This window comes from Mesorhizobium sp. M0106 (genome assembly GCF_040322715.1).
GTDB lineage: Bacteria > Pseudomonadota > Alphaproteobacteria > Rhizobiales > Rhizobiaceae > Mesorhizobium.
The window spans coordinates 341782-362591 of record NZ_JAMYUA010000001.1; the positions used below are offsets into that span (position 1 = coordinate 341782).

The 20810-nt window shown below is 62.6% G+C and carries 21 protein-coding genes; 8 read left to right on the top strand and 13 right to left on the bottom strand.

Annotated features, from left to right (window positions below):
- Positions 1-14: 14 nt before the first annotated feature.
- From NKJ55_RS01645 to NKJ55_RS01655, 3 genes are all read right to left on the bottom strand, one after another.
- Positions 15-866, bottom strand: coding sequence for a sugar phosphate isomerase/epimerase family protein (locus NKJ55_RS01645; RefSeq protein WP_352448390.1), 852 nt, complete (start codon positions 864-866; stop codon positions 15-17).
- 227 nt (positions 867-1093) lie between these two features.
- Complete coding sequence (locus tag NKJ55_RS01650) at positions 1094-2281, bottom strand: Gfo/Idh/MocA family protein (protein ID WP_352448391.1); 1188 nt, start codon at positions 2279-2281, stop codon at positions 1094-1096.
- A 156-nt stretch (positions 2282-2437) separates the two neighbouring features.
- Positions 2438-3493, bottom strand: a complete 1056-nt coding sequence (locus tag NKJ55_RS01655; protein ID WP_292661180.1) for a sugar phosphate isomerase/epimerase family protein — start codon at positions 3491-3493, stop codon at positions 2438-2440.
- 392 nt (positions 3494-3885) lie between these two features.
- Between NKJ55_RS01655 and NKJ55_RS01660 the strand changes: the two genes are divergently transcribed.
- Genes NKJ55_RS01660 through NKJ55_RS01680 form a run of 5 tightly spaced genes read left to right on the top strand, consistent with a single transcriptional unit; the run spans position 3886 to position 8123 of the window.
- Positions 3886-4773 carry a sugar phosphate isomerase/epimerase family protein gene (locus NKJ55_RS01660; protein ID WP_352448392.1) on the top strand — a complete coding sequence of 296 codons (888 nt, stop codon included), beginning with the start codon at positions 3886-3888 and terminating at the stop codon, positions 4771-4773.
- 54 nt (positions 4774-4827) lie between these two features.
- Complete coding sequence (locus tag NKJ55_RS01665; protein ID WP_352448393.1) at positions 4828-5997, top strand: mandelate racemase/muconate lactonizing enzyme family protein; 1170 nt, start codon at positions 4828-4830, stop codon at positions 5995-5997.
- A 1-nt stretch (position 5998) separates the two neighbouring features.
- The gene (locus NKJ55_RS01670) at positions 5999-6715 is read left to right on the top strand and encodes a FadR/GntR family transcriptional regulator (RefSeq protein ID WP_352448394.1); all 717 of its coding nucleotides are present in this window, start codon (positions 5999-6001) and stop codon (positions 6713-6715) included.
- A gap of 1 nt (position 6716) precedes the next feature.
- Positions 6717-7697, top strand: a complete 981-nt coding sequence (locus NKJ55_RS01675; RefSeq protein WP_352448395.1) for a hydroxyacid dehydrogenase — start codon at positions 6717-6719, stop codon at positions 7695-7697.
- A 42-nt stretch (positions 7698-7739) separates the two neighbouring features.
- Positions 7740-8123 carry a hypothetical protein gene (locus NKJ55_RS01680; RefSeq protein WP_352448396.1) on the top strand — a complete coding sequence of 128 codons (384 nt, stop codon included), beginning with the start codon at positions 7740-7742 and terminating at the stop codon, positions 8121-8123.
- Positions 8124-8137: 14 nt separating this feature from the next.
- On the opposite strand, the gene NKJ55_RS01685 is transcribed toward NKJ55_RS01680, so the two are convergent.
- Positions 8138-9433 carry an amidase gene (locus tag NKJ55_RS01685; protein WP_352448397.1) on the bottom strand — a complete coding sequence of 432 codons (1296 nt, stop codon included), beginning with the start codon at positions 9431-9433 and terminating at the stop codon, positions 8138-8140.
- Between the two features lie 120 nt (positions 9434-9553).
- Between NKJ55_RS01685 and NKJ55_RS01690 the strand changes: the two genes are divergently transcribed.
- Complete coding sequence (locus NKJ55_RS01690) at positions 9554-9901, top strand: GFA family protein (RefSeq protein ID WP_023675184.1); 348 nt, start codon at positions 9554-9556, stop codon at positions 9899-9901.
- Here NKJ55_RS01690 and NKJ55_RS01695 read toward each other — a convergent pair.
- Positions 9898-11121, bottom strand: coding sequence for an MFS transporter (locus NKJ55_RS01695; RefSeq protein WP_352448398.1), 1224 nt, complete (start codon positions 11119-11121; stop codon positions 9898-9900). The two genes, NKJ55_RS01690 and NKJ55_RS01695, sit on opposite strands and share 4 nt — an antisense overlap.
- Before the next feature lie 91 nt (positions 11122-11212).
- On the opposite strand from NKJ55_RS01695, the gene NKJ55_RS01700 reads away from it, so the two are divergent.
- Complete coding sequence (locus tag NKJ55_RS01700) at positions 11213-12193, top strand: AraC family transcriptional regulator (RefSeq protein WP_352448399.1); 981 nt, start codon at positions 11213-11215, stop codon at positions 12191-12193.
- A gap of 12 nt (positions 12194-12205) precedes the next feature.
- On the opposite strand, the gene NKJ55_RS01705 is transcribed toward NKJ55_RS01700, so the two are convergent.
- From NKJ55_RS01705 to NKJ55_RS01740, 8 genes are all read right to left on the bottom strand, one after another.
- Positions 12206-12487, bottom strand: coding sequence for a hypothetical protein (locus tag NKJ55_RS01705; RefSeq protein WP_352448400.1), 282 nt, complete (start codon positions 12485-12487; stop codon positions 12206-12208).
- A 246-nt stretch (positions 12488-12733) separates the two neighbouring features.
- Positions 12734-13855, bottom strand: coding sequence for an ABC transporter ATP-binding protein (locus NKJ55_RS01710; RefSeq protein WP_352448401.1), 1122 nt, complete (start codon positions 13853-13855; stop codon positions 12734-12736).
- On the bottom strand, positions 13855-14958 hold the full coding sequence (locus tag NKJ55_RS01715; RefSeq protein ID WP_352448402.1) for an ABC transporter ATP-binding protein: 1104 nt from the start codon (positions 14956-14958) through the stop codon (positions 13855-13857). Before NKJ55_RS01715 ends, NKJ55_RS01710 begins: the two co-directional genes overlap by 1 nt.
- The gene (locus NKJ55_RS01720) at positions 14955-15176 is read right to left on the bottom strand and encodes a hypothetical protein (RefSeq protein ID WP_023675179.1); all 222 of its coding nucleotides are present in this window, start codon (positions 15174-15176) and stop codon (positions 14955-14957) included. The genes NKJ55_RS01715 and NKJ55_RS01720 overlap by 4 nt, the downstream gene beginning before the upstream one ends.
- A complete protein-coding gene (locus tag NKJ55_RS01725) occupies positions 15173-16132 on the bottom strand; it encodes a carbohydrate ABC transporter permease (RefSeq protein WP_352448403.1) in 960 nt (319 codons plus the stop codon). Before NKJ55_RS01725 ends, NKJ55_RS01720 begins: the two co-directional genes overlap by 4 nt.
- Position 16133: 1 nt before the next feature.
- Positions 16134-17039 carry a carbohydrate ABC transporter permease gene (locus NKJ55_RS01730; RefSeq protein ID WP_254816733.1) on the bottom strand — a complete coding sequence of 302 codons (906 nt, stop codon included), beginning with the start codon at positions 17037-17039 and terminating at the stop codon, positions 16134-16136.
- Between the two features lie 92 nt (positions 17040-17131).
- Positions 17132-18448, bottom strand: coding sequence for an ABC transporter substrate-binding protein (locus NKJ55_RS01735; protein ID WP_352448404.1), 1317 nt, complete (start codon positions 18446-18448; stop codon positions 17132-17134).
- Between the two features lie 358 nt (positions 18449-18806).
- Entirely contained in the window at positions 18807-19502 is a 696-nt protein-coding gene (locus NKJ55_RS01740; RefSeq protein ID WP_502901422.1) for a TetR/AcrR family transcriptional regulator, read from the bottom strand.
- Positions 19503-19611: 109 nt separating this feature from the next.
- Between NKJ55_RS01740 and NKJ55_RS01745 the strand changes: the two genes are divergently transcribed.
- Positions 19612-20808 (top strand): Tm-1-like ATP-binding domain-containing protein, encoded by a 1197-nt coding sequence (locus tag NKJ55_RS01745; RefSeq protein WP_352448405.1) that lies wholly within the window; start codon positions 19612-19614, stop codon positions 20806-20808.
- Positions 20809-20810 lie beyond the last annotated feature (2 nt).

Here is a 20810-nt window from a genome sequence, read left to right on the forward strand (position 1 = left end):
GCGCAGGCGTGCGGTTAGGGCGCCTTCCTCCATCCATTCCTGATATGCCTGTAGCCGTCGCGGTAAACAGCTTCCGGGCCTTCGGAAAAGTCGCGCCACACCTTGGTGGCCGCGGCCAGATCCTTCAGCGAACGCCCGAACGCCTCGATCGTCAGCCAATCGTCGTAGCCGCTCTTGCGAATGGCGGAGAAAGTCTCCTTCCAGGGGACGTGGCCGCGGCCCGGCACGCCGCGATCGTTCTCCGAAATATGGATATGGACGATGTTCTTGCGGTTGCGCATATAGGCGCCGATCGGGTCGGCCTCTTCGATGTTGGCGTGGAAGGTGTCGTACATCGCCTTGATGTGCGGCCGGTCGATCGCGTCGATATGCGCCGACAAATCGTCCATCGTGTTGAGCAGATAGCATTCGAAGCGGTTGAGCGCCTCCAGCCCGATGGTGATGCTCTTGTTGCCGGCATAGTCGCCAATGGCGCGTTGCGAAGCGATCGAACGTTTTTTCTCGGCCGCCGTCGGCCCGCTGCCGGAGAAGGCTCCGAGTGTCGAATGCAGCGGGCCGCTCAACGTGTTCGCGCCAAGCGCCTGAGCGCAGTCGATCGCCGATTTCATGTAGTCGATCCCGGCCTTGCGCGTCGAGGCGTCGGCCGAGATCAGGTTCATCGCCGGATCGCCCATCGCCGAGACGGCGGTACGTTGCAGCCCGATGCGGTCGAGCAACTCACCGAGCTTCTTGTAGTCGTCCGGCGTGCCGGAGAAGACCGGTATCTCGACGCCGTCGAAGCCGGTCGCCTTGATATCCCTCAACAACGGCTCGTGTTTTTTCGTGACACTGGTCGTCCACAACAACATGCACATGCCGATTTTCATCGACGCCCCTCCCCTTTGACGGCCGGGCTTGCTCCTCCGGCGACTTCGCCACAAGCCCCCTCATCCGGCCACTTCGCGGCCACCTTCTCCCCGCTGGGGACAAGATGCAGACGCCAACGCAGGCGATCTCCTCTCCCCTCGGGGAGAGATCGGAATGCCCCGAATTGCCCTTGCAATTCGGCTGGCAATCCGGGTGAGGGGGACTTCCCGTTAACCGGACGCAGTGATTAAAGTTTCGTCCATACTCCATTCTTCTTCGCCGATTTCACGCAGGCCTCGATGAAGGCCATGCCTTCGACGCCGTCTTGCACAGTTGGGAAAACGACATCCTTAGCCGGCTTGCCGCCCTTCCGGCGCGCCGCACGAATGGCCCGCGCGGCTTCCTGGTAGATGTTGGCGAAACCTTCGAGATAGCCTTCCGGATGGCCTGGTGGAACGCGGCTGACGCGCCCGGCAACGGGCAACGCTCCCGCGCCGTTTCGGGTGATCAACTGCTTCGGCTGGCCGAACGGCGTGTACCAGAGATAGTTCGGATCGGCCTGCACCCATTCGAGCCCGCCCTTCGAGCCGTAGATGCGCAATTTCAGGCCGTTCTCGTGGCCGGGCGCCACCTGGCTTGCCCAGATCATGCCCTTGGCGGGGTGCGACCCGCCGACCGGCTTGAAGCGCAGCAGCACATTGATGTTGTCGTCGAGCAGCCGCCCCGGTACGAACGCATCGAGATCGGCCGACAACGAATCGAGCTCCAGCCCGGAGACGAAACGGGCGAGGTTGTAGGCGTGCGTGCCGATATCGCCCAGCGCACCGCCGGCACCGGCCTGCTTGGGGTCTGAGCGCCACGCAGCCTGCTTCTGGCCGGTGGCGGCCAGATCTTCGGTCAGCCAGTCCTGCGGATATTCCGACTGCACGATGCGGACATCGCCGAGCTGTCCTTTGGCCACCATCTCGCGTGCCTGCCGCACCATCGGATAGGCGGTGTAGTTGTGCGTCAGCACAAAAACTTTGCCGGTCTTCTCGACCAGCGCGGCCAACCTCTTCGCCTCGGCCAGCGACGTCGCCAGCGGCTTGTCGCAGATGACATGGATGCCGGCCTCGAGAAAAGCCTTGGCTGCCGGCACGTGCACATTGTTCGGCGTGACGATGGCCACCGCCTCGATGCCGTCCGGCCGCTCGGCCTCGGCCTTGGCCATCTCGGCATAGGAGCCGTAGCTGCGCGCCGGATCGAGCCCAAGCTCGGCCGCCGAGGCCTTGGCGCGCTCCGGATTCGACGACAAGGCGCCGGCAACCAGCACGAACTCGTTATCAATGCGCGCCGCGATGCGATGCACCGCGCCGATAAAGGCGCCTTGTCCGCCGCCAACCATGCCGTAACGGATCGGACCGCCTCCCGTTTCCGTCTTCGATGCGCCAACCATGATTTTCTCCCTCGTCACTGAAATACCCCTCCGCTTGAGGGGAAGGTGGCCCGCAGGGCCGGGTGGGGTTGGTTCATGCCGAGCTCTACGCCTAGCGACCCCACCCCGATCCGCTGCGTGGATCGACCCTCCCCTCGAGGGGGAGGGATATCTGTGCTAGATCCCCATCATGCCGCGCAGCACCTTTTTATCGGTCGTGCCGCCGGCGAAGTCGTCGAATGCTTTTTCCGTCACCCTGATGATGTGGTGCTGGATGAAGGGAGCGCCTTCGGCAGCACCATCCTCCGGGTGCTTGAGGCAGCATTCCCATTCCAGCACCGCCCATGAATCGTAATTGTATTGGGTGAGCTTGGAGAAGATGCCGCCGAAATCCACCTGCCCGTCACCGAGCGAGCGGAAACGCCCGGCACGGTTGGTCCAGCTCTGGTAACCGGAATAGACACCTTGCCGCCCGGTCGGATTGAACTCGGCATCCTTGACGTGGAACGCCTTGATCCGCTCGTGGTAGATGTCGATGAATTCGAGATAATCGAGCTGCTGCAGCAGGAAGTGCGACGGGTCGTAGTTGATGTTGCAGCGCTTATGGCCGCCGACCGCATCGAGGAACATCTCGAATGTCGCGCCGTCGAACACGTCCTCGCCCGGATGGATTTCGTAGCCGACATCGACGCCGTTCTCGTCATAAACGTCGAGGATCGGCTTCCAGCGCTTGCCGAGTTCGGCAAACGCTTCCTCGATCAATCCCGCCGGCCGCTGCGGCCAGGGGTAGAGGTATGGGAAGGCCAACGCTCCGCAAAACGACACCGACGCCTTGAGCCCGAGATTCTTCGACGCCTTGGCGGCGAACTTCATCTGTTCGACCGCCCATTGCTGCCTGGCTTTTGGATTGTTGTGCACCGCAGCCGGCGCGAAGCCGTCGAACTGCGCGTCATAGGCGGGATGCACCGCCACCAGTTGCCCCTGCAGATGCGTCGACAGTTCGGTGATTTCGACGCCGGCATCGGCGCAGATGCCCTTCACCTCGTCGCAATAGGCCTTGGAGGAGGCTGCCTTCTCGAGATCGAACAATCGGGCGTCCCATGTTGGGATCTGCACGCCCTTGTAGCCCAGACCAGCCGCCCATTTGGTGATCGAGGCCAGCGAATTGAACGGCGCGGCATCGCCCGCAAACTGCGCCAGGAACAGACCAGGCCCCTTCATCGTCGTCGGCATCGGCATCTCCCTATGTTTCACGACCAAGCATAGCGCCGATTGAAAACAGGGCCAGCGTCTTTGGTCTCTTTGCACAGCGCGCTCAGCGCTGCTATTCTGGTATTACCAAATGCCGAAATCTGGTCAAGCCATTTGACACGCTGCCGCGGTCCTGCAACCATGCCGAGTTAAGCCACATGTTTAAGTATAATCAATAGCATAGACAGGAGCCAACGCTTGATGGCAGCACTTCTTGCCGTCCAGATGAAATTGCTGTAGACCTCCCATCAAGCCCAATTGGTCGAACCAGTTTGCGAAAAAATGCTGGGACGCCTTGGGGAGGAATCATGCGGCGGCTTCGGCAGAGTGCGCCGCAGGCAAACTGGTACAGGCGATTCTGGGAAGGATAGACCATGCATCTTTCGACGCACAATTGGATGCGGGCGGAGCCGCTGGAAACGACGCTCAAGCGTATCAAGAAATTCGGCTATGAGTCGATCGAGATTTCCGGCGAACCCGATCAGTACAAGCCCAAGGAGACGCGCGCACTGTTGAACGAGTACGGCATTCGCTGCTGGGGAGCGGTGACGCTGATGCTGGGCGAGCGCAATCTCGCCGCCAAGGACCAGGGCCAGCGCGAGCGCTCGGTGCAGTATGTCAAGGACGTGCTGACCATGGTCAGCGAGCTCGACGGCGAGATCATCACGCTGGTTCCGGCCACCGTCGGCAAAGTGGTGCCGGACGGCACCGAGGAAGAGGAATGGAAATGGGTGGTCGACGCCACCCGGGAATGCTTCACCCACGCCAAGAAGGTCGGCGTCAAGATCGCGGTCGAGCCGCTCAACCGCTTCGAGACCTATCTGTTCAACCGCGGCGCCCAGGCACTGGCGCTGGCCGATGCGGTCAGTCCCGAATGCGGCGTCTGCCTCGACGCCTACCACATCCACATGGAAGAATTTAACGTCTACGACGCCATCCGGCAGGTCGGCAAGCGCCTGTACGACTTCCATGTCGCCGACAACAACCGCTTCGCCGCCGGCCTCGGGCAGATCGACTGGCCGAAGATCGTCGGCACGCTGAAGGAGATCGGCTATGACGGCGCGCTGACCAATGAATTCGTCGCCCCCGTCGACCGCACGCCGGCTGCCCCCTATCCCGACATGGTCGAACGCAACCCCGTCGACATCTCGCCGGAGCAGCTGAAATTCATTCAGGACCACGGCTCCAGCGTGCTCACGGAGAAATTCTACACCGACCAGATGCGCATCAACGCGGAAACGCTGCTGCCGCTGATCAAGTAGCCGAGCCGTTTGGAAAAGCCCTTCCGCCTCACCGCGGCCGGGCCGAGGATGAACATGCGCATCAAGACGGTCCAAGCCTGGTGGGTCCGCATACCGATCGAAGCCGCGAAGCAGCACCGCAGCGACTTCGGTCAGGTGGCGACGTTCGACGCCGCCATCCTGCGCATCGTGACCGACGACGGGCTGGTCGGCTGGGGCGAGGGCAAGAATGCCGCCGGCAGCGCCGGCAGCTATGGCGCCCTTGTCCATTTGCTGAACTACGAGGTCGGCCCGCAGCTGGTCGGCCGCGACCCGGCTGACATCGGCGTCATATGGGAGATGCTCTATAATGGCACGCGCCACGACAGCGCCGCTCGCGCTGGCCACGCCATGCCGCAATTGGCGCGACGCGGCATGAGCATCGCCGCTATCAGCGCCGTCGACATCGCATTGTGGGACATTCTTGGCAAATCGCTCGGCGTTCCGGTCTGGCGGCTGCTCGGCGGCCGCAAGCTGGACCGCATGCCGGCCTATGCTTCCGGCGGCTGGGCCACTGCGGAAGCCATCGGCGACCAGCTGCAGTCCTACATCACCAAGGGCGGTTTCAAGGCGCTGAAGATGCGCGTCGGCGCCATGGACGGCGCCCCACATATCTCGGCCGCTCGCGTCCGTGCCGCCAGACAGGCGCTCGGTCCCGATATCGACCTGATGGTCGACGCGCACGGCACCTACACGGTGGCCGAAGCCAAGCGCTTTATCCATCTCGCCGGCGACCTCGATCTCGCCTGGTTCGAGGAGCCGGTGATCGCCGACGACAAGCCCGGCATGGCCGAGGTGCGCGCCTGCGGTTCGATCCCGATCGCCACCGGCGAAAGCGAGGCGACGCGCTATGCCTTCCGCGACCTCGCCGTGCTCAAATCCGCCGATATATTCCAGCCGGATCCGGCCTTTTGCGGTGGCATCAGCGAGGCGATGAAGATCGGCACCATCGCCAGCGCCTTCAATCTGCGCTTTGCGCCGCATCTTTGGGCCGGCGCGCCCTGCTTCTTTGCCGGGCTGCATGTCTGCGCTGCTTCGCCGGCGAGCTTCACCGTCGAATATTCGCTCGGCGCCAACCCGATGATCCACGATCTGATCGAAGAGACTGTCGAAGCAAAGGACGGTATGGTAGCGATCCCTGATAGACCCGGGCTGGGATTCACCATTTCGGAGCGGTTCCTGGAGGCGCACGCGCAACACGGCTGACATGAAAGAAAAGAACCTTCTCGCGGAACTCGCCGCCTATCTGTTCTCCCATTCGGACAAGGAGACGGGCCGCACGCCGTCGGAGCGCGAACTGGCAGAGCATTTCGGCGTCAGCCGCGGCCAGATCCGCGAGGCGCTGGCCATTCTCGAGGCCATGCGCATCGTCGAGCGACGGGCGAAATCCGGCATCTACATCGATACGAAGCAGGCGAGCGTCGAGGCGATGGCGCTGTTCGCCCGCGCCGGCCTGCCGCTCGATCCCGTCCAGATCTACGAGACGGTCGAGTTGCGCAAGATCCACGAGATCAAGGCCGCCGAACTTGCCTGTTCACGCGCCACCGAGGAGAATTTCGAGCGGCTGCGCGAGATCCTGAAGGCCTCCGAGGATCGCATCGCCGCCGGTGAAGGGCTTGCCCGGGAAGACCGCGAGTTCCACCTCGAGATCGTGCGGGCGACCAAGAACAGCGTCTTCCACAATATCTGCAGCGTCTACTACATGATGGGTGAACTGCGCCTGCCGATCTATTTCAACGATCCCGAACGCAGCGTGCGCTCCCATGCCGAGCATATCCAGATCTACGAGGCGCTGCTGCGCCGCGATGGCAATCTCGCCCAGGCGCTGATGAGCGCCCACCTGCAAGGCGCGGAAAGCTACTGGAAGGGGCTGATCGAGGGGCGTGGGGCGGAACCGGAAAGCCCTGCGCTCGAAAAGGCCTGAAATGCCCAAGATCCTGTCAACACACAGACTGCACCCTCGTGCCGCTTCCATGCTGACCGGGGCCGGCGAACTCGTCGTTGCTTCCGCCCTCGATGCGGCCACGCTGGCCGCCGAGGCGAGGAACGCCGATGTCATCATCGTTCGCGCTCCCTTGCCTGCGGCGCTTTTCGAAGGCGCGAAGAAGCTCAGGGCCGCGATCCGCCACGGCGCCGGGCTGGACATGGTACCGATGGAAGCGGCCAATGCGGCCGGCGTGCTGGTGGCGAATGTGCCGGGGGTGAACGCGCGATCTGTCGCCGAATATGTGATGTTCGCGGCGCTGGCGCTGCTTAGGCGCTTCCGTGTGTTGGACCGCGACTTGCGTGCGAAGGGCTGGCTGGCGGGCCGCGAACACACGGTGGTGGCCAGCGAGCTAGCGGGCAAGACGATCGGCATTGTCGGCCTCGGCGCGATCGGTCAGGCGGTTGGCCACATCGCCGCCCATGGGTTCGATCTGAATGTGGTGGCGACGACGCGCAGCATGCGGCCGGCGCCGGACAGGGTCGGCTTCCTGTCGATCGATGCACTCATCGAGCAGAGCGACATCATCGTTCTGTGCTGCCCGCTGACGCCCGAAACACGGGGGCTGATCAGCCGCGAGCGCATTGAGCGGATGAAGCCGGATGCGCTGCTGATCAATGTTTCGCGCGGGCCGGTGATCGATGACGACGCGCTGATCGAGGCCCTGCAGAAGGGCCGCATCGGCGGCGCTGCGCTCGATGTTTTTGCTACACAACCGCTACCGCCCAACCATCCTTATTTCGGCTTCGACAACGTCATCGTCACCCCGCACATGGCTGGGATTACCGAGCAGTCGATGATGCGCATGGGCGTCGGCGCGGCTGGCGAAGCCTTGCTGGTGCTGGCCAACAGATTGCCGGTCAATCTGCGCAACCCCGAAGTGGTCGAGCACTACCGGCGGCGGTTCCCTGCCGATTTCTGAAAGCGCCCCAATTTTCCCGAATTCGCCGGCGATGGTGCCAGCATGGCAAGCGTCACAAAATTCCTACTGACCGCCGGCTTCTGCGTGGCGACGGCGCAAGCCTTCGCCAACGGACAGGGTAGCTACGTGTTCTGCGACAACGGCATACGCTGCGTGGCGGCACCCTGTCCATCGAACAGCGCACTCGACCTCGCTGCTGGGAAGCTCATCAAAGGCGTTTCAATCGACATCGATCGCCTGCCGCAGCAAGACAAGGCGCTCGATCTTTCAGACAAGCTCTATGCCGGCAAGGTCGTTGTTGTCGGCTCGATCGAGAACCGCACCCGGACCTTCAACGGCAAGCGGTACATCCTGCCTTGGCTGGTCGCCACCAGCATCGAACGCGCCGCCAAGGACAGCGAACGCGGCCACTGCTCGTCGCGCTGACACGCGCTATCCGATCAATTTGCAAGCAGCCCCTCCACGCCGGCTGCGATGCGCAGTAGGTGGTGGTCATGGCCATTGCGCGCCACCAGCATCAGCCCGGCCGGACGCGTCATTCCCGGCATCGGCAGCGAGATGGCTGATAGATCGAACTGGTTGGCGACCTGCGTGTTGCGCAGCAGAAGGCCTTCCGTCCTGTTGCACAGAGCCTCGTCGCTGGTCATCGACACGATCGTCGGCGCCGTCACCGGTGTGGTCGGCAGGGCCAGCACGTCGACCGACGCCAGCCGGTCATCCATCGCGGCGGCCAGCGCCGTGCGGCGGCGCATTGCCCTGATATAGACCGTGGCCGGAATGGCGGCGGCGCGCGACAATGGCCCGCTTACCCGCGGGTCGACCGGCCTCGTCGCTCCCGTCGCCAGCCAGTCGGCATGGATCTCCGCCCCTTCCATCGCCGCGATCGACGCGCGTTGGGTTGCCACGCGCAGATCGGCAAGCAGGTCGTCGATCGACAGCTCCACAAGCCGTGCGCCGCTAAGCTCTATCTTGCGCAGACACCGGTCGAACGTCGTCGCGACCTCTTCCTGCGTATCATCGAACAGCACGCCGCGCGCAATACCGATGCGCAGGCCGTCCAGCGGCAGCGGCAACAGTGCCGCCAGGTTTTCGCCCGACATCACTGCATCGGCCGCCGCACATTCGGCGACGGTGCGGGCCAGCGGACCGATCGAGTCCAGCGTGGCTGACAGCGGAAACGCACCCGCAAGCGGCACGCGCCGCGCAGTCGGCTTGAAACCGACGACGCCATTCAGCGATGCCGGAATGCGCACCGAACCACCGGTATCGGAACCGATGGAGATTTCGCTGGTGCCTTCGCCCACCGAAACGCCGGCGCCTGAGGAGGAGCCGCCCGGAATACGGCTGGCATCGCTAGCATTGCCGGGCGTGCCATAATGTGGATTGACGCCGATCGCAGTAAAGGCGAACTCGGTCATGTTGGTCTTGCCGAGGATGATTGCGCCGGCCTGGCGCAACTGTTGCACGACAATGGCATCCCGCAGCGCCGGCGCTGCGTTGGCGAGCAGCAGAGAGCCCGCCGTGGTCGGCTCGCCGGCGACATCGAACAGATCCTTGATCGAGACGATCGCCCCATCGAGCGGCCCGAGCGTGACGCCGGCTTTTCGCCGCGCATCGGTGGCGTCCGCCGCCGCCCGTGCGGCTTCCGGGTAGAGCTTTACGAAAACCCTCTCATCGTCGACGCGAGCGGCAAGAGGCGAAAGAATTGCTTCGAGGTGATCGCGGGCTGATTGCATTTTTCGGTGTCGGACTCCGCGCGCTTGCAACGTCTTAAGGTAGTAGCCAGAAACTGGCCGCAGGAGACATAGCCCGGCACGGTCGGATTTGCACCTGTCGAACCGAAGGAGGAAGGCCCGATGCTCTACCAAGGCAGCTGCCACTGCGGCAAGGTCGCGTTCGAGGTCGAAGGCGAGCTGACCGGAGCCGTTCGGTGCAATTGCTCGATCTGCTCGCGCAAGGGTGCACTGCTATGGGCAGTTCCGCATGAGAGCATGCGGGTGCTTGCCTGGGGCGATGATCTCGGCCGCTACAGCTTCGGCAACCATGTCATCGCCCACCGCTTCTGCCGCAGCTGCGGCATTCACCCCTTCGCCGAGGATGTCGGCGAAGGGAGCGGGCGAAGTGCCTATATCAATATCAATTGCATCGAGGCGTTGGACGTCGCCGCCGTGCCGGTCTTCGACTTCGACGGCCGTTCCGTTTAGGCCTTGGGGTCGTCGATCGGCTTGGGGCCAAGGAAGAACGCCGCCAGTGCCGCAAGCAACGTCGCCGCCGCGCAATAGGCGAAGGCGGTGGCAACGCCGGTATTGTCGACCAGCAGGCCGCCGAAGACGGCGCCCAACGCGATGGCGACCTGGAACGTCATAACCATGAGCCCACCGGCGCTTTCCGCCTGATCGGGGGCGGCCCGCACCAGCCAGGTCTGCAGCCCGACTGGGACGGCGCCGAAGGCAAAGCCCCAGCTGGCCACTGCTATTGCAGCCACGACGGGTGAACCTCCGACCACCAGCAGCAGGAGCGCCGAAAACGCGATCAGCAGGGGCGCCAGGCTGACGGCTGCCTTGAGGCTGCGTTCGGCAATGAAGCCGCCGGCAAAATTGCCGAAGAAGCCACCAATGCCGTAGGCGAGCAGCACAAGCGAGATCGTCTCGATGTCCAGCGCGGGCACCTTCTCGAGAAACGGGCGGACATAGGTGAAGCCGGCAAAATGTCCCGAGGCGACCAGCAGCACCACCAGCAGCGCCACCCTGATCATCGGCCGCTTCATCACCTCCAGCAGCGTACGAAAACCTGCCGTACCTGCAGGCGGCAGCTTCGGGATGGTAGCCACCTGCACCAGCAGCGCCAGCGCACCAACCACGGCGGCGATCATGAACGCCGTCCGCCAGCCCCAGATGTCGCCGACATAGGCGCCGACCGGAGCCGCGCAGACCGTCGCCACCGAAACGCCGGTGAGAATGATCGACATGGCACGCGGCATCAGCCGCATCGGAACGAGCCGCATCGCCATGGCTGCCGACATCGACCAGAAGCCGCCAAGACTGATCCCGAGCATGATGCGGGCAATCAGAAGAACGGGAAGCGAGGACGCAAACGCGGCCACCAGGTTTGACAGCACAAGCAGCACCGTCAGCGCCCACATGACCAGCCTGCGGTCCAGCCGCTTGGTGACAATAGCCATGGTCGGCGCCGCAATCGCGCCAATGACGGCGGTGGCCGTTACCGCCTGCCCGGCGGCGCCTTCGGTGATGCCGAGATCCTGTGCAAGCGGCGTCAGCAGGCTGGCAGGCAGAAATTCCGCGGTCACCAGGCCAAAGACTCCGAGCGCCAGGGAGACCACCGCCCCCCATGCGGGCTCGGATCGTTCGCCGGTTTCCGATGGGTCGAGAACGGCGTCCATGACGCCTGTCGCGGGTTCGGTCATGAGGGATCTCCGATCTGGTTGCAGCGCAGCATTTGGCTGCAATGCAACATAGGGAGTGACTGTCTGGAGTTTCCATGCTAGAAACACCATTATGCTTGACCGTTCGTCCAAAATTCCAATCACCGGTGATCCGCTGACAGACATATTGCGCGGATTGCGCCTCGAAGGCGTCGATTACGGCCGTTGCGAGATGAAGGAACCCTGGGGCATCCATTTTCCGGCTCAGGCGGCGGCACGGTTTCATTTCATCGGCCGCCAAGGCTGCTGGTTGCTGCAGCCGTCCGGTGAATGGGTCGAGCTCAAGGCGGGCGACGCTGCCTTGTTGCCGCGCGGCTCAGCCCACACGCTGGCGAGCGAGCCGGGTATCGAGGCGGCGCCGATCCACGGCTATGATGTCGAGGAAATCTGCAAGGGTGTCTATTGCATGTCGAATGACGGCATGCCCGGCTGCCGTCCGGGGACCTTGCTGTTTTTCGGCAGCATGTATTTCAATCTCGATGGCTTGCACCCCTTGCTCGGCATGATGCCGGACGTGATGCGCGCACATGAGTTGGAGGCCTATGAGCCAGGTATCCCGCATTTGCTGGAAGCGATGGCCCGCGAGGTGACGATGGAGCGCGTCGGCTCTGGCGGCATCCTGGCGCGGCTGGCCGATGTGCTCGCCGCGACCGTCATCCGCTCATGGGTCGAGCGCGGCTGCGGCGACTCTTCCGGTTGGATTGCGGCGGTCAGGGACCGCGAGATCGGCCGGGTGCTGGCCGCGATCCATCTGGAACCGAACCGCGACTGGACGGTGGAGGCTCTGGCGAAGATGATGGGTGCCTCGCGATCAGGTTTCGCCGAGCGCTTCGCAACCATTGTCGGCGAAACACCGGCAAAGTACGTCACGCAGGTGCGGATGCACCAGGCGAGGCAATGGCTGGTCCGCGACCGGCTCAAGATTTCCGTCGTCGCGGCGCGCCTCGGCTACGAATCCGACGCCTCCTTCAGCCGCGCCTTCAAACGGGTCATCGGATCGCCGCCCAGCCATTTCCGGGCCGAGGAACAGGCGGAGATCCGCCAGGCCGGCTAAACGTTGGCCGGCTTATTGCTCGGTGATGCAGGCCGAGCCGGCGCTGCTCTTGCAATATTTGCCGGAGGCCCCGCACCTGCCATCCGAGACTTCCACGACGGTGCCGCTCAACAACAGCTTGCAGTCGCTGGTGGACAGATTGACCGTGCCGTTGAGGTCCTTGATCTTCTTGGCGTCGACCTTCGCGCCGGCGACAACTTTCTTGGCTGCCTGCGCCTCGCCCAGATGCGCCGCCGACAATCCCATACCGGCGACGAGCAGGATCGTCGCAAAACTGCGGAACAGATTTCCCATAGCCAACCCTCCATTTTGGGCCTCCAAATTGGGCTTGCAAAGCCCGTTTGGGACCAAAGGATCAGCCTATTCGACAAATCGGAGCATCCGCATCCCCCGTACGGGGGATGACGGGAAGACTCGAGCATTTCGCAGCCAAGCGGAATCACGTGGCGTCGCACAAATGCGGCTAAAACACATGGATAGAGCGGCATGCACGGTTCACTTTGAACGTATCCCGCTCTAGCGCAGTAAAGACGCTTGTACTTAGCCGGCGTGACGCAGGCTTATTCCGCTGCCCTTGTCGAACAGCACCACCTTGTCCGGGTTCCAGGCAAAGCGCACCGGCTGCTCTATCTGGACGTCGGTCCTCGCAGGCACGGTGGCGCGCAGCATGGCGTCGCCGACCCGCAGCGTCAGGATCTTCTCGACGCCATGGTTCTCGACGTCATGGACCCGCGCCTCGACCGGCGCGCCGGTCTCGAGATAGACGTCCTCGGGACGAATACCGAAGACGAGCGGGCGCCCGTCGGTCGCCGCGCCCGTCTTTAGCCCCCACGAAGTCTTGGCACCCCCCGAAGTCTTGGCACCCCCCGCAAACGGCAATTCGAAATTGAGCGGCGCCATCACCGCACGTCCGTTGACGAGCTTGCCGTCGATGAGGTTCATCGGCGGCGAGCCGACGAAGCTTGCCACGTAGGTGTCGCGCGGATTGTTATAGATCTCGTACGGCGTGCCGGTCTGTACGATGCGGCCATGGTTGAGCACGCCGACCTTGTCACCCATCGACATCGCCTCGATCTGATCATGCGTCACGAACAGGAAGGTGGCGCCAAGCTGCATCTGCAGGTTCTTCAATTCGGTGCGCAGCGCCTCGCGCAATTTGGCGTCGAGCGCCGACAACGGCTCGTCCATCAGGAATACCCGCGGCTTGCGCACGATGGCGCGACCGATCGAGACGCGCTGCATCTCGCCGCCTGAAAGCCTGTCGGTCTTGCGGTCGAGCAGATGCTCGATCCTCAGCGTCCTGGCCGCGCGGTCGACACGATCCTTGATCTCGGCATCGGGCAGCCGGCGGATCTTCGGCTTCAGCGGAAATTCGAGGTTCTGGCGCACCGTATAGCGCGGGTACAGCGAATATTGCTGCAGCACCAGCGCCACGTCACGCTCGGCCGCGCCCCAGTCGGCGACATCGACGCCGTCGATGAAGACCTGGCCTTCGCTCGGTTTTTCCAGGCCGGCAATCATGCGCAGCGTCGTCGTCTTGCCGGCGCCGGTCTCGCCAAGCAGGACGAAGAACTCGCCATCGGCGATGTCGAGATCGAGCCCGGTCAAGGCGGTGTGATTGCCGAATTTCTTCGAGATGTTCTTGAGCTGGATGTGGGCCATCAGAGTCTCACTCCCAGCGATTTGCCGCTCGCCGTGTCGAAGAAATGCGCCTGGCTGGGATCGATTCTGACGAAGACTCTTTCGCCGGGGCCGCCGATGAAGCCGCTCTTGGTGCGCGCACGCAGCATCTTGGAGCCGACCTTGAGGTCGACGATGTCGAAGGACCCGAGCGGCTCGACGATCTGCGTCTCCACCGGCAAGAATCCCTCGGCGGCTTCGCGGCGGACGAGGACGCCTTCCGGCCGGATGCCGAGCGCGAGTTGGCTGCCGGCATGGCCGTTGAGCTTCGACAGCAAGGCGCGCGGGAATTCGAAACCGGCGGCCGCATCGCCGACCGTGACCGAGGCCGATGAGGCTTTCTCGGTCACCGAAGCGTCGGCGACGTTCATCACCGGGCTGCCTACAAATTGCGCGACGAAAAGATTCGCCGGATGCGAATAGACCTCGTCCGGCGAGCCGACCTGCTGCAGCACACCTTCATGCATGATGACGATGCGGTCGGCGAGGCTCATCGCCTCGATCTGGTCGTGGGTGACGTAGATGCTGGTCGAGCCCTGCTTGATGTGCAGCCGCTTGATCTCGGCCCGCATCTCCTCGCGCAGCTTGGCATCGAGCGCCCCGATCGGCTCGTCCATCAGCATCGCCTTCGGCCGCCGCACCAAGGCTCGGCCGATCGCCACGCGCTGCATGTCGCCGCCCGACAGCGCCGACGGTTTCTTGGCGAGGAGATCGCTGATCTGCAGCTTCTTGGCGACCGAGCGAACCTCGCTGTCGATCTCGGCCTTGCTCTTGCGCGTCGCCCTGAGCGGAAAGGCGATGTTCTCATAGACGCTCATATGCGGATAGAGCGAGAACGACTGGAAGACCATGGCGATATCGCGATCGGCGGCCTTGAGGTGCTGGACCGGCTTGCCGTCGATGAGGATGTCGCCGCCGTCGATCGTCTCCAGCCCGGCAATCGCCCTGAGCGTCGTCGTCTTCCCGCAGCCCGACTGGCCGAGCAGCACGATGAACTCGTTGTCGTCGATCTTCAGGTTGAGGTCTTTGATGACCTGGACGGCGCCGAAATATTTCTGGACGCCTCGAAGCTCGATCTGGGTCAATGCTGTGCCCCCGGATTTGCCCCTTGCCCGGTGCCGGCCTTCTCCTCCGGCGCGATCTTGGAGGTGATGTTGAAGCCGATCAGGCCGATCAGGATGATGGTCACGCCATAGCTGTGCAGCAGCATGTTCCACGGCTGGCAGAGCGCGATGATACCGAGCACCATCAGCACCTGGCTGCCCGGTTCGAGATATTTCTGGTTGATGTCGCGAAAGCTCATTTGCGGATCGCTCCAAACGACATGCCGCGCAACAGGTGGTTGCGGAGCAGGAAGGTGAAGATCGCGACCGGCAGCAGGAACAGGAAGGTTCCGGCGGCAATCACCGTCCAGTCCGGCAGGCCGGAACCGATCTGGCTGGGGATGAAGGGCGGTGCTGTCTGGGCACGGCGGCTGGTCATGATCAGTGCGAAGGCATATTCGTTCCACGCCGTGATAAAGCAGAACACGGCGGTGGCGGCGATGCCGGTGGCGGCCTCGGGCAGCACGATCTTGAAGAAGGCCTCCATGCGCGTATAGCCGTCGACGAGGGCCGCCTCCTCATACTCCTTGGGGATCTCGTCCATGAAGCCTTTCATCAGCCACACCGAGAAGGACAGGTTGAAGGCGGTGTAAAGGATGATCAGGCCGATATGGGAATCGTTGAGGCCGACCGCCCGGTACATCAGGAACATCGGAATGGCGACGACCACCGGCGGCAGCATGCGTGTCGACAGGATGAAGAACAGTAGGTCCGCCTCGCCTTTTACCTTGAAGCGCGAGAACCCATAGGCGGTGAAGGTGCCCATGCCGACGGCCAGGACGGTCGAGGTTATGGCAACGATCAGTGAGTTCATGAAACGGCTCGGATAGCCCGACCACTGCACCTGGCCCTTGCCGTCGCGCACGATCTTTTCGCCCCCATTGAAGACGACGCGCTCCCACCACGGCGCAGCCGCGTACTCCTCCGGCGACGGCGGGCTGCGCAGCTGCGAACGCTTGGTGAACAACTTGACGAAGGGCGATATCTCCGGCTGGAAAACCACCGTCGGCGGAATGGTGGTGGCGAGGTTGCGCGGCTTGAACGCCGTCGAGGCGATCCAGTAGATCGGCGCCAGGAAGATGATCGTCACCAGCAGGACAGCGACGATGGCGACCCGGTTGAAGGTGATTTCGGAAGAAGTGCGGACTGCGGCCATCTCAGCGCTCCTTCACCTTGTTGAGGTATTTGACATAGATGTTGGTGATCGCCAGCACCATGATCAGCACGATGTAGGCGAGCGCGCAGGAACGCCCGGTCTGCCATTCCTGGAACGCCATCTTGTAGAGCCGGATCGAGATCAGCTCGGCCGTCGGCTGGCTGGTCAGGATGTAGGCGAGGTCGAAGGTCTTGAACGCCTCCATGGTGCGGAAGATGACCGCGATCATCAGGATCGGCGCAACCAGCGGCAGCGTTATGCGGAAGAAGGTGTAGAACGGCCCGGCCCTGTCGATCGCGGCTGCCTCGTAGAGATGCTTGGGCACGGCCGACAGGCCGGCCAGCGACAACAGCATGACGAAGGGCGACCACATCCAGATGTCGGTCAGCGCAACCGCATAGAGCGCCATTTTCGGATTCGACAGCCATTCGAAGGTGCCGAGGCCGAGCGCATAATTGATGATGCCGAAGGACGGATCGTAGAGCAGCTTCCAGAACAGGCCGACGACGGCCATCGACAGCATCATCGGCAACAACAGGAGCGTCGTCAGCAGGCCCTTGAGCGGAATGTCGCGATTGAGCAGCATGGCCACGCCGAAGCCGACGAGCAGCTGGCCGGCGACCGAGATGATGACGTATTTTGCGGTGATGGCGAAGTTGGACCAGACATAGGGATCGCTGAGCAGGTCGCGATAGTTTTGCAGCCCGACGAAATTCGCCGCCGCGCTGGTCGAGGCGCGGAAATCGGTGAACGAATAGCCCAGCGAATAGATCAGCGGGAAGATGTTAAAGACGATCAGAAACAGGATCGTCGGGATGATGAAGAGATTGCGGATCGAAATGTCGCTTAGACCGCGAGCGGCGGCCCGCGAGGACCTGTCCAGCGTGGTGATCATTGTGGTCGCCAAGACCCTGCTCCCAGTTCAGAAATCAGAAAGATTTCAAAAATCAGAAAAAGAAACGGAGGAGGCACGAACGCCCCCTCCGTGAAACTTCATACTTATTGGCCGCGGCCGTATTTCTTGAAGGTCGCGTTCCAGTCGGCTGCCAGTGCGTCCAGCGTCTCCTTGGCGGTGCCTTCGCCGCCGATCATGTAAGGATAGATGCGCTGGTTAAGCTGCTGCAGCAGTTCAGCGTATTCCGGAACCGCCCAGAAGTCCTTGACCTTGAACATGGTCTCGTAGAACGCCTTGTTGTAGGGCGTGGCGTTCTGGAATTCGGGCGACTTGAGCACGGCGGCACTGCAGGTGTAGCCGCCAAGCGCTGCCCATTTCTTCTGGGTCTCGTCCTTGATGAACCATTCCAGGAACTTCGTCGCCTCTTCCTGCTTCTGCGAGTAGGAAACGATGGAGATGCCCTGACCGCCGAGTGCGGCGAACTGGTCGCCGCCAGGTCCGGCTGGATTGGCGAAGAAGCCGGTGTTCTTGGCGTTCGGGTTCGACGCCTCGTTGATCAACGAGGGGAAGAACGCGAAGTAGTTCATGCTCATCGCGGCCAGGTTTTCAGTGATCGCCTGGTTGTCCTCGACGAAGAACGACTTGGCCCAGCCCGGAGGCGTGAACTTGTAGAGTTCCTTGTAGGCGTCGAGCGCCGCGATCGCCTTGTCGGAGTTGATGAAGCCATCGACCTTGTAGGTCTTATAGTCACCCAGCTCGCCGCCAAAGGAGAACAGCGCGTTTTCGAAGCCCATCGCCATCGCGTCATAAGAATTGTCGGTGTAGATGGCGATGCCGTATTTTTTCTGGTCCGGCCGGTAGAAGAATTCGGCGATGTCGCGTAGCGCCTTGAAATCCTTCGGCACGTCGAGATCGTAGCCATACTTGGCCTTGAAGGCTTCCTTTTCCTTGGGGTCTTCGAACCAGTCCTTGCGATAGGACCAGCCGACGGCGTCGCCTTCGAGCGGAATGGCCCAGTACTTGCTGCTGCCGCCCGGATATTCGGCATAGTATTTCACCGTGGCCGGTGCCATCACTTCACCGACCTTGTGCTTGTTGAAGAAGTCGGTCAGGTCGACATAGTGGCCACCGGTCGAGCCAGCACCAAGCCATTGCGAGTCGCCGACGACCATATCGTAGGCGTCGCCATGGGCGTTGAACTCGGTGAAGGCCTTGGTCTGGAAGTCGGGCCACGGTGTGGTTTCCACCGTGATCTTGACGCCGGTCTCCTTCTCGTACTCGTTGCCGAGTTCCTGCAGGTAATTGGCCGGATCCCATTCCGCCCAGAAGATTGTAAGTTCCTTTTCCTGCGCGTAGACGGACGTTCCGCAGGCGAGCACTAGGCCGATACCAGCAAGCAAGCTGGTCATTGTCTTGCGCATAATGATTTCCTCCCTTGTGCGCATTCTACCGCGTCATGCGAGCCGGCGGCGAGGCCGGCCCTGGTAGTCCTCCCGTGACGGCACCGTTCCGGTTTTTGAGCCTCCTCGCTCGACCGAAACGGATCTCAGCCTTCACCTTTGATCCGCTTTATTTGTCCTGATCTGGTATTACCAATTTAAGAGGAACGTCAAGCCCTTTCTTGGGCGGTGGCGGACACGCAGACAAGTTGGCTTCTGCGATATCTGCCTGTTTTCCCTGAATTTTCCTACTCCTTGATACATGAATGCCTTACTTGGGCCGCTGCATCGCTAGTAGCATGAATAGCCAGGTTGAAAATCTGGTCGAACCAGATTGGCGTCATCTCACGGCGGTCGTCGGCGCGATCCCATCTCCTTCAATCATCGATTCGGTCATAGCCGCGCGCACAAGAGCGCCGGCCGCCCATTGCGCAACCGACATCATACTGCGGCTATCCAATCCCCATATATCCTTTAAAACGATCAGCACCTCAACACCGAAGATCAATGACAGCGCCTGCGCGAGCCGCTTGAATTCGCGCGGCGGCAACCGGCCTTTGAGTGGCGCGATCGCATCTTTCAAAAGATCGACGCGATGGCCGCGCGTGAAGGCAGGTTCGCCGTCAAGCGTGCCTGCCTGTCGCTGCGCCCACTGGTCGAGCGACAGTTTCAGCGCCGCCTTGAACGTCGCTTCGAAGACCTCGATGCGCGGCATGGCGGTCTCGAACAGCTCGGCGACCCGGCGCTCGGGATCGGCAGAGCTCGATTTCCACGTAAGGATCGGCCCAAGCCCCTCATCGACCACCGCCTGCACCAACGCCGCTTGGCTCGGAAAATACCGATAGGCGGTGGCGCGCGAGACCTCCGCTGCCTCCGCCACCTCGCTGACGGAGGGCGTGGCGCCCGCCTGCATCAGCTTTGTCGCCGTCTCAAGCATGAGACGCCTGGTGCGCGCGCGGGCCCCGCGCTCTACTTGGGGGTTCGGCCCTTGGCTGGCATCGTCGTCCATTGCCGCTTGTTGACGTGAGACATTCATGTCAATACGATACGCGTGTCTCAAAAAATTGCAATGGCCCTTCGCGCCGTCGAACGGCCGGGCAAAAAGGGGCGGCAGCGCCGAGCACGCCCAAGACCGGGGAAACGCGATGAAGCGCATCTATGTGGTGGGCACCGCCGACACCAAGGGCGAGGAACTCGCATTTCTGGCCGATGCGGTCGCGGCTACCGGCGCTTCGATTGCCCGTGTCGACATCGGAACACGCGGCGCGACCGTGCCGGTCGATGTTTCGGCAGACGAGGTCGCCAGCCACCATTCCGAGGGTCGCAATGCCGTGCTCGGCGTCGACGATCGCGGCACCGCGGTGGCGGCGATGGCTGCCGCCTTTGCCCGGTTTGTCCAGTCGCGCAGCGATATTGCCGGGATTATCGGCATTGGCGGCGGTGGCGGCACCTCGATCATCACCGCAGGCATGCGCACGCTGCCACTCGGTCTGCCCAAGATCATGGTTTCGACGTTGGCCTCGGGTGACACCGCGCCTTACGTCGACATCTCCGACATCGTCATGATGCCGTCGGTGACCGACATGGCCGGCCTCAACCGGCTTTCGCGTGTCGTGCTGCACAATGCCGCCCAGGCGATATCAGGCATGGCGACAAAGCCGGCGCCGCCGCCCGAGGGCAAACCGTCGCTCGGCCTCACCATGTTCGGCGTCACCACGCCATGCGTGACCGCGATCGCCGATGAGCTTCGTTCGACTTATGACTGCATGGTCTTTCATGCCACCGGCACCGGCGGCCGCACCATGGAAAAATTGGCCGACAGCGGCCTGTTGTCAGGCGTCATCGACATCACAACGACCGAAGTCTGCGACTTGGTGCTTGGCGGCGTGCTGCCGGCGACCGAAGATCGCTTTGGCGCCATCGCCCGCACCGGGCTGCCTTATGTGGGCTCGGTCGGCGCGCTCGACATGGTCAATTTCTGGGCGCCGCCGACAATTCCGGAACGCTATCGCGGCCGGCTGTTCTATGAGCACAATCCAAACGTCACACTGATGCGCACCACTGCCGACGAAAGCAGAACGATCGGCGAATGGATCGGTACAAGGCTGAGCCTCTGCCAGGGTCCGGTTCGTTTCCTCATTCCGGAGAAAGGCGTGTCGGCGCTCGACATTGAAGGCGGCGCCTTCTTCGACCCTGAAGCCGATGCCGCTTTGTTCGGGGCGATCGAGCGTACCATCAAACCGGCCAAAACGCGGCGCGTGCTGCGCCTGCCGCTTCATATCAACGACCCCGAATTCGCCTGGGCTGCCACGACGGCCTTCCTCGACATCGCCAGACAGTGAGA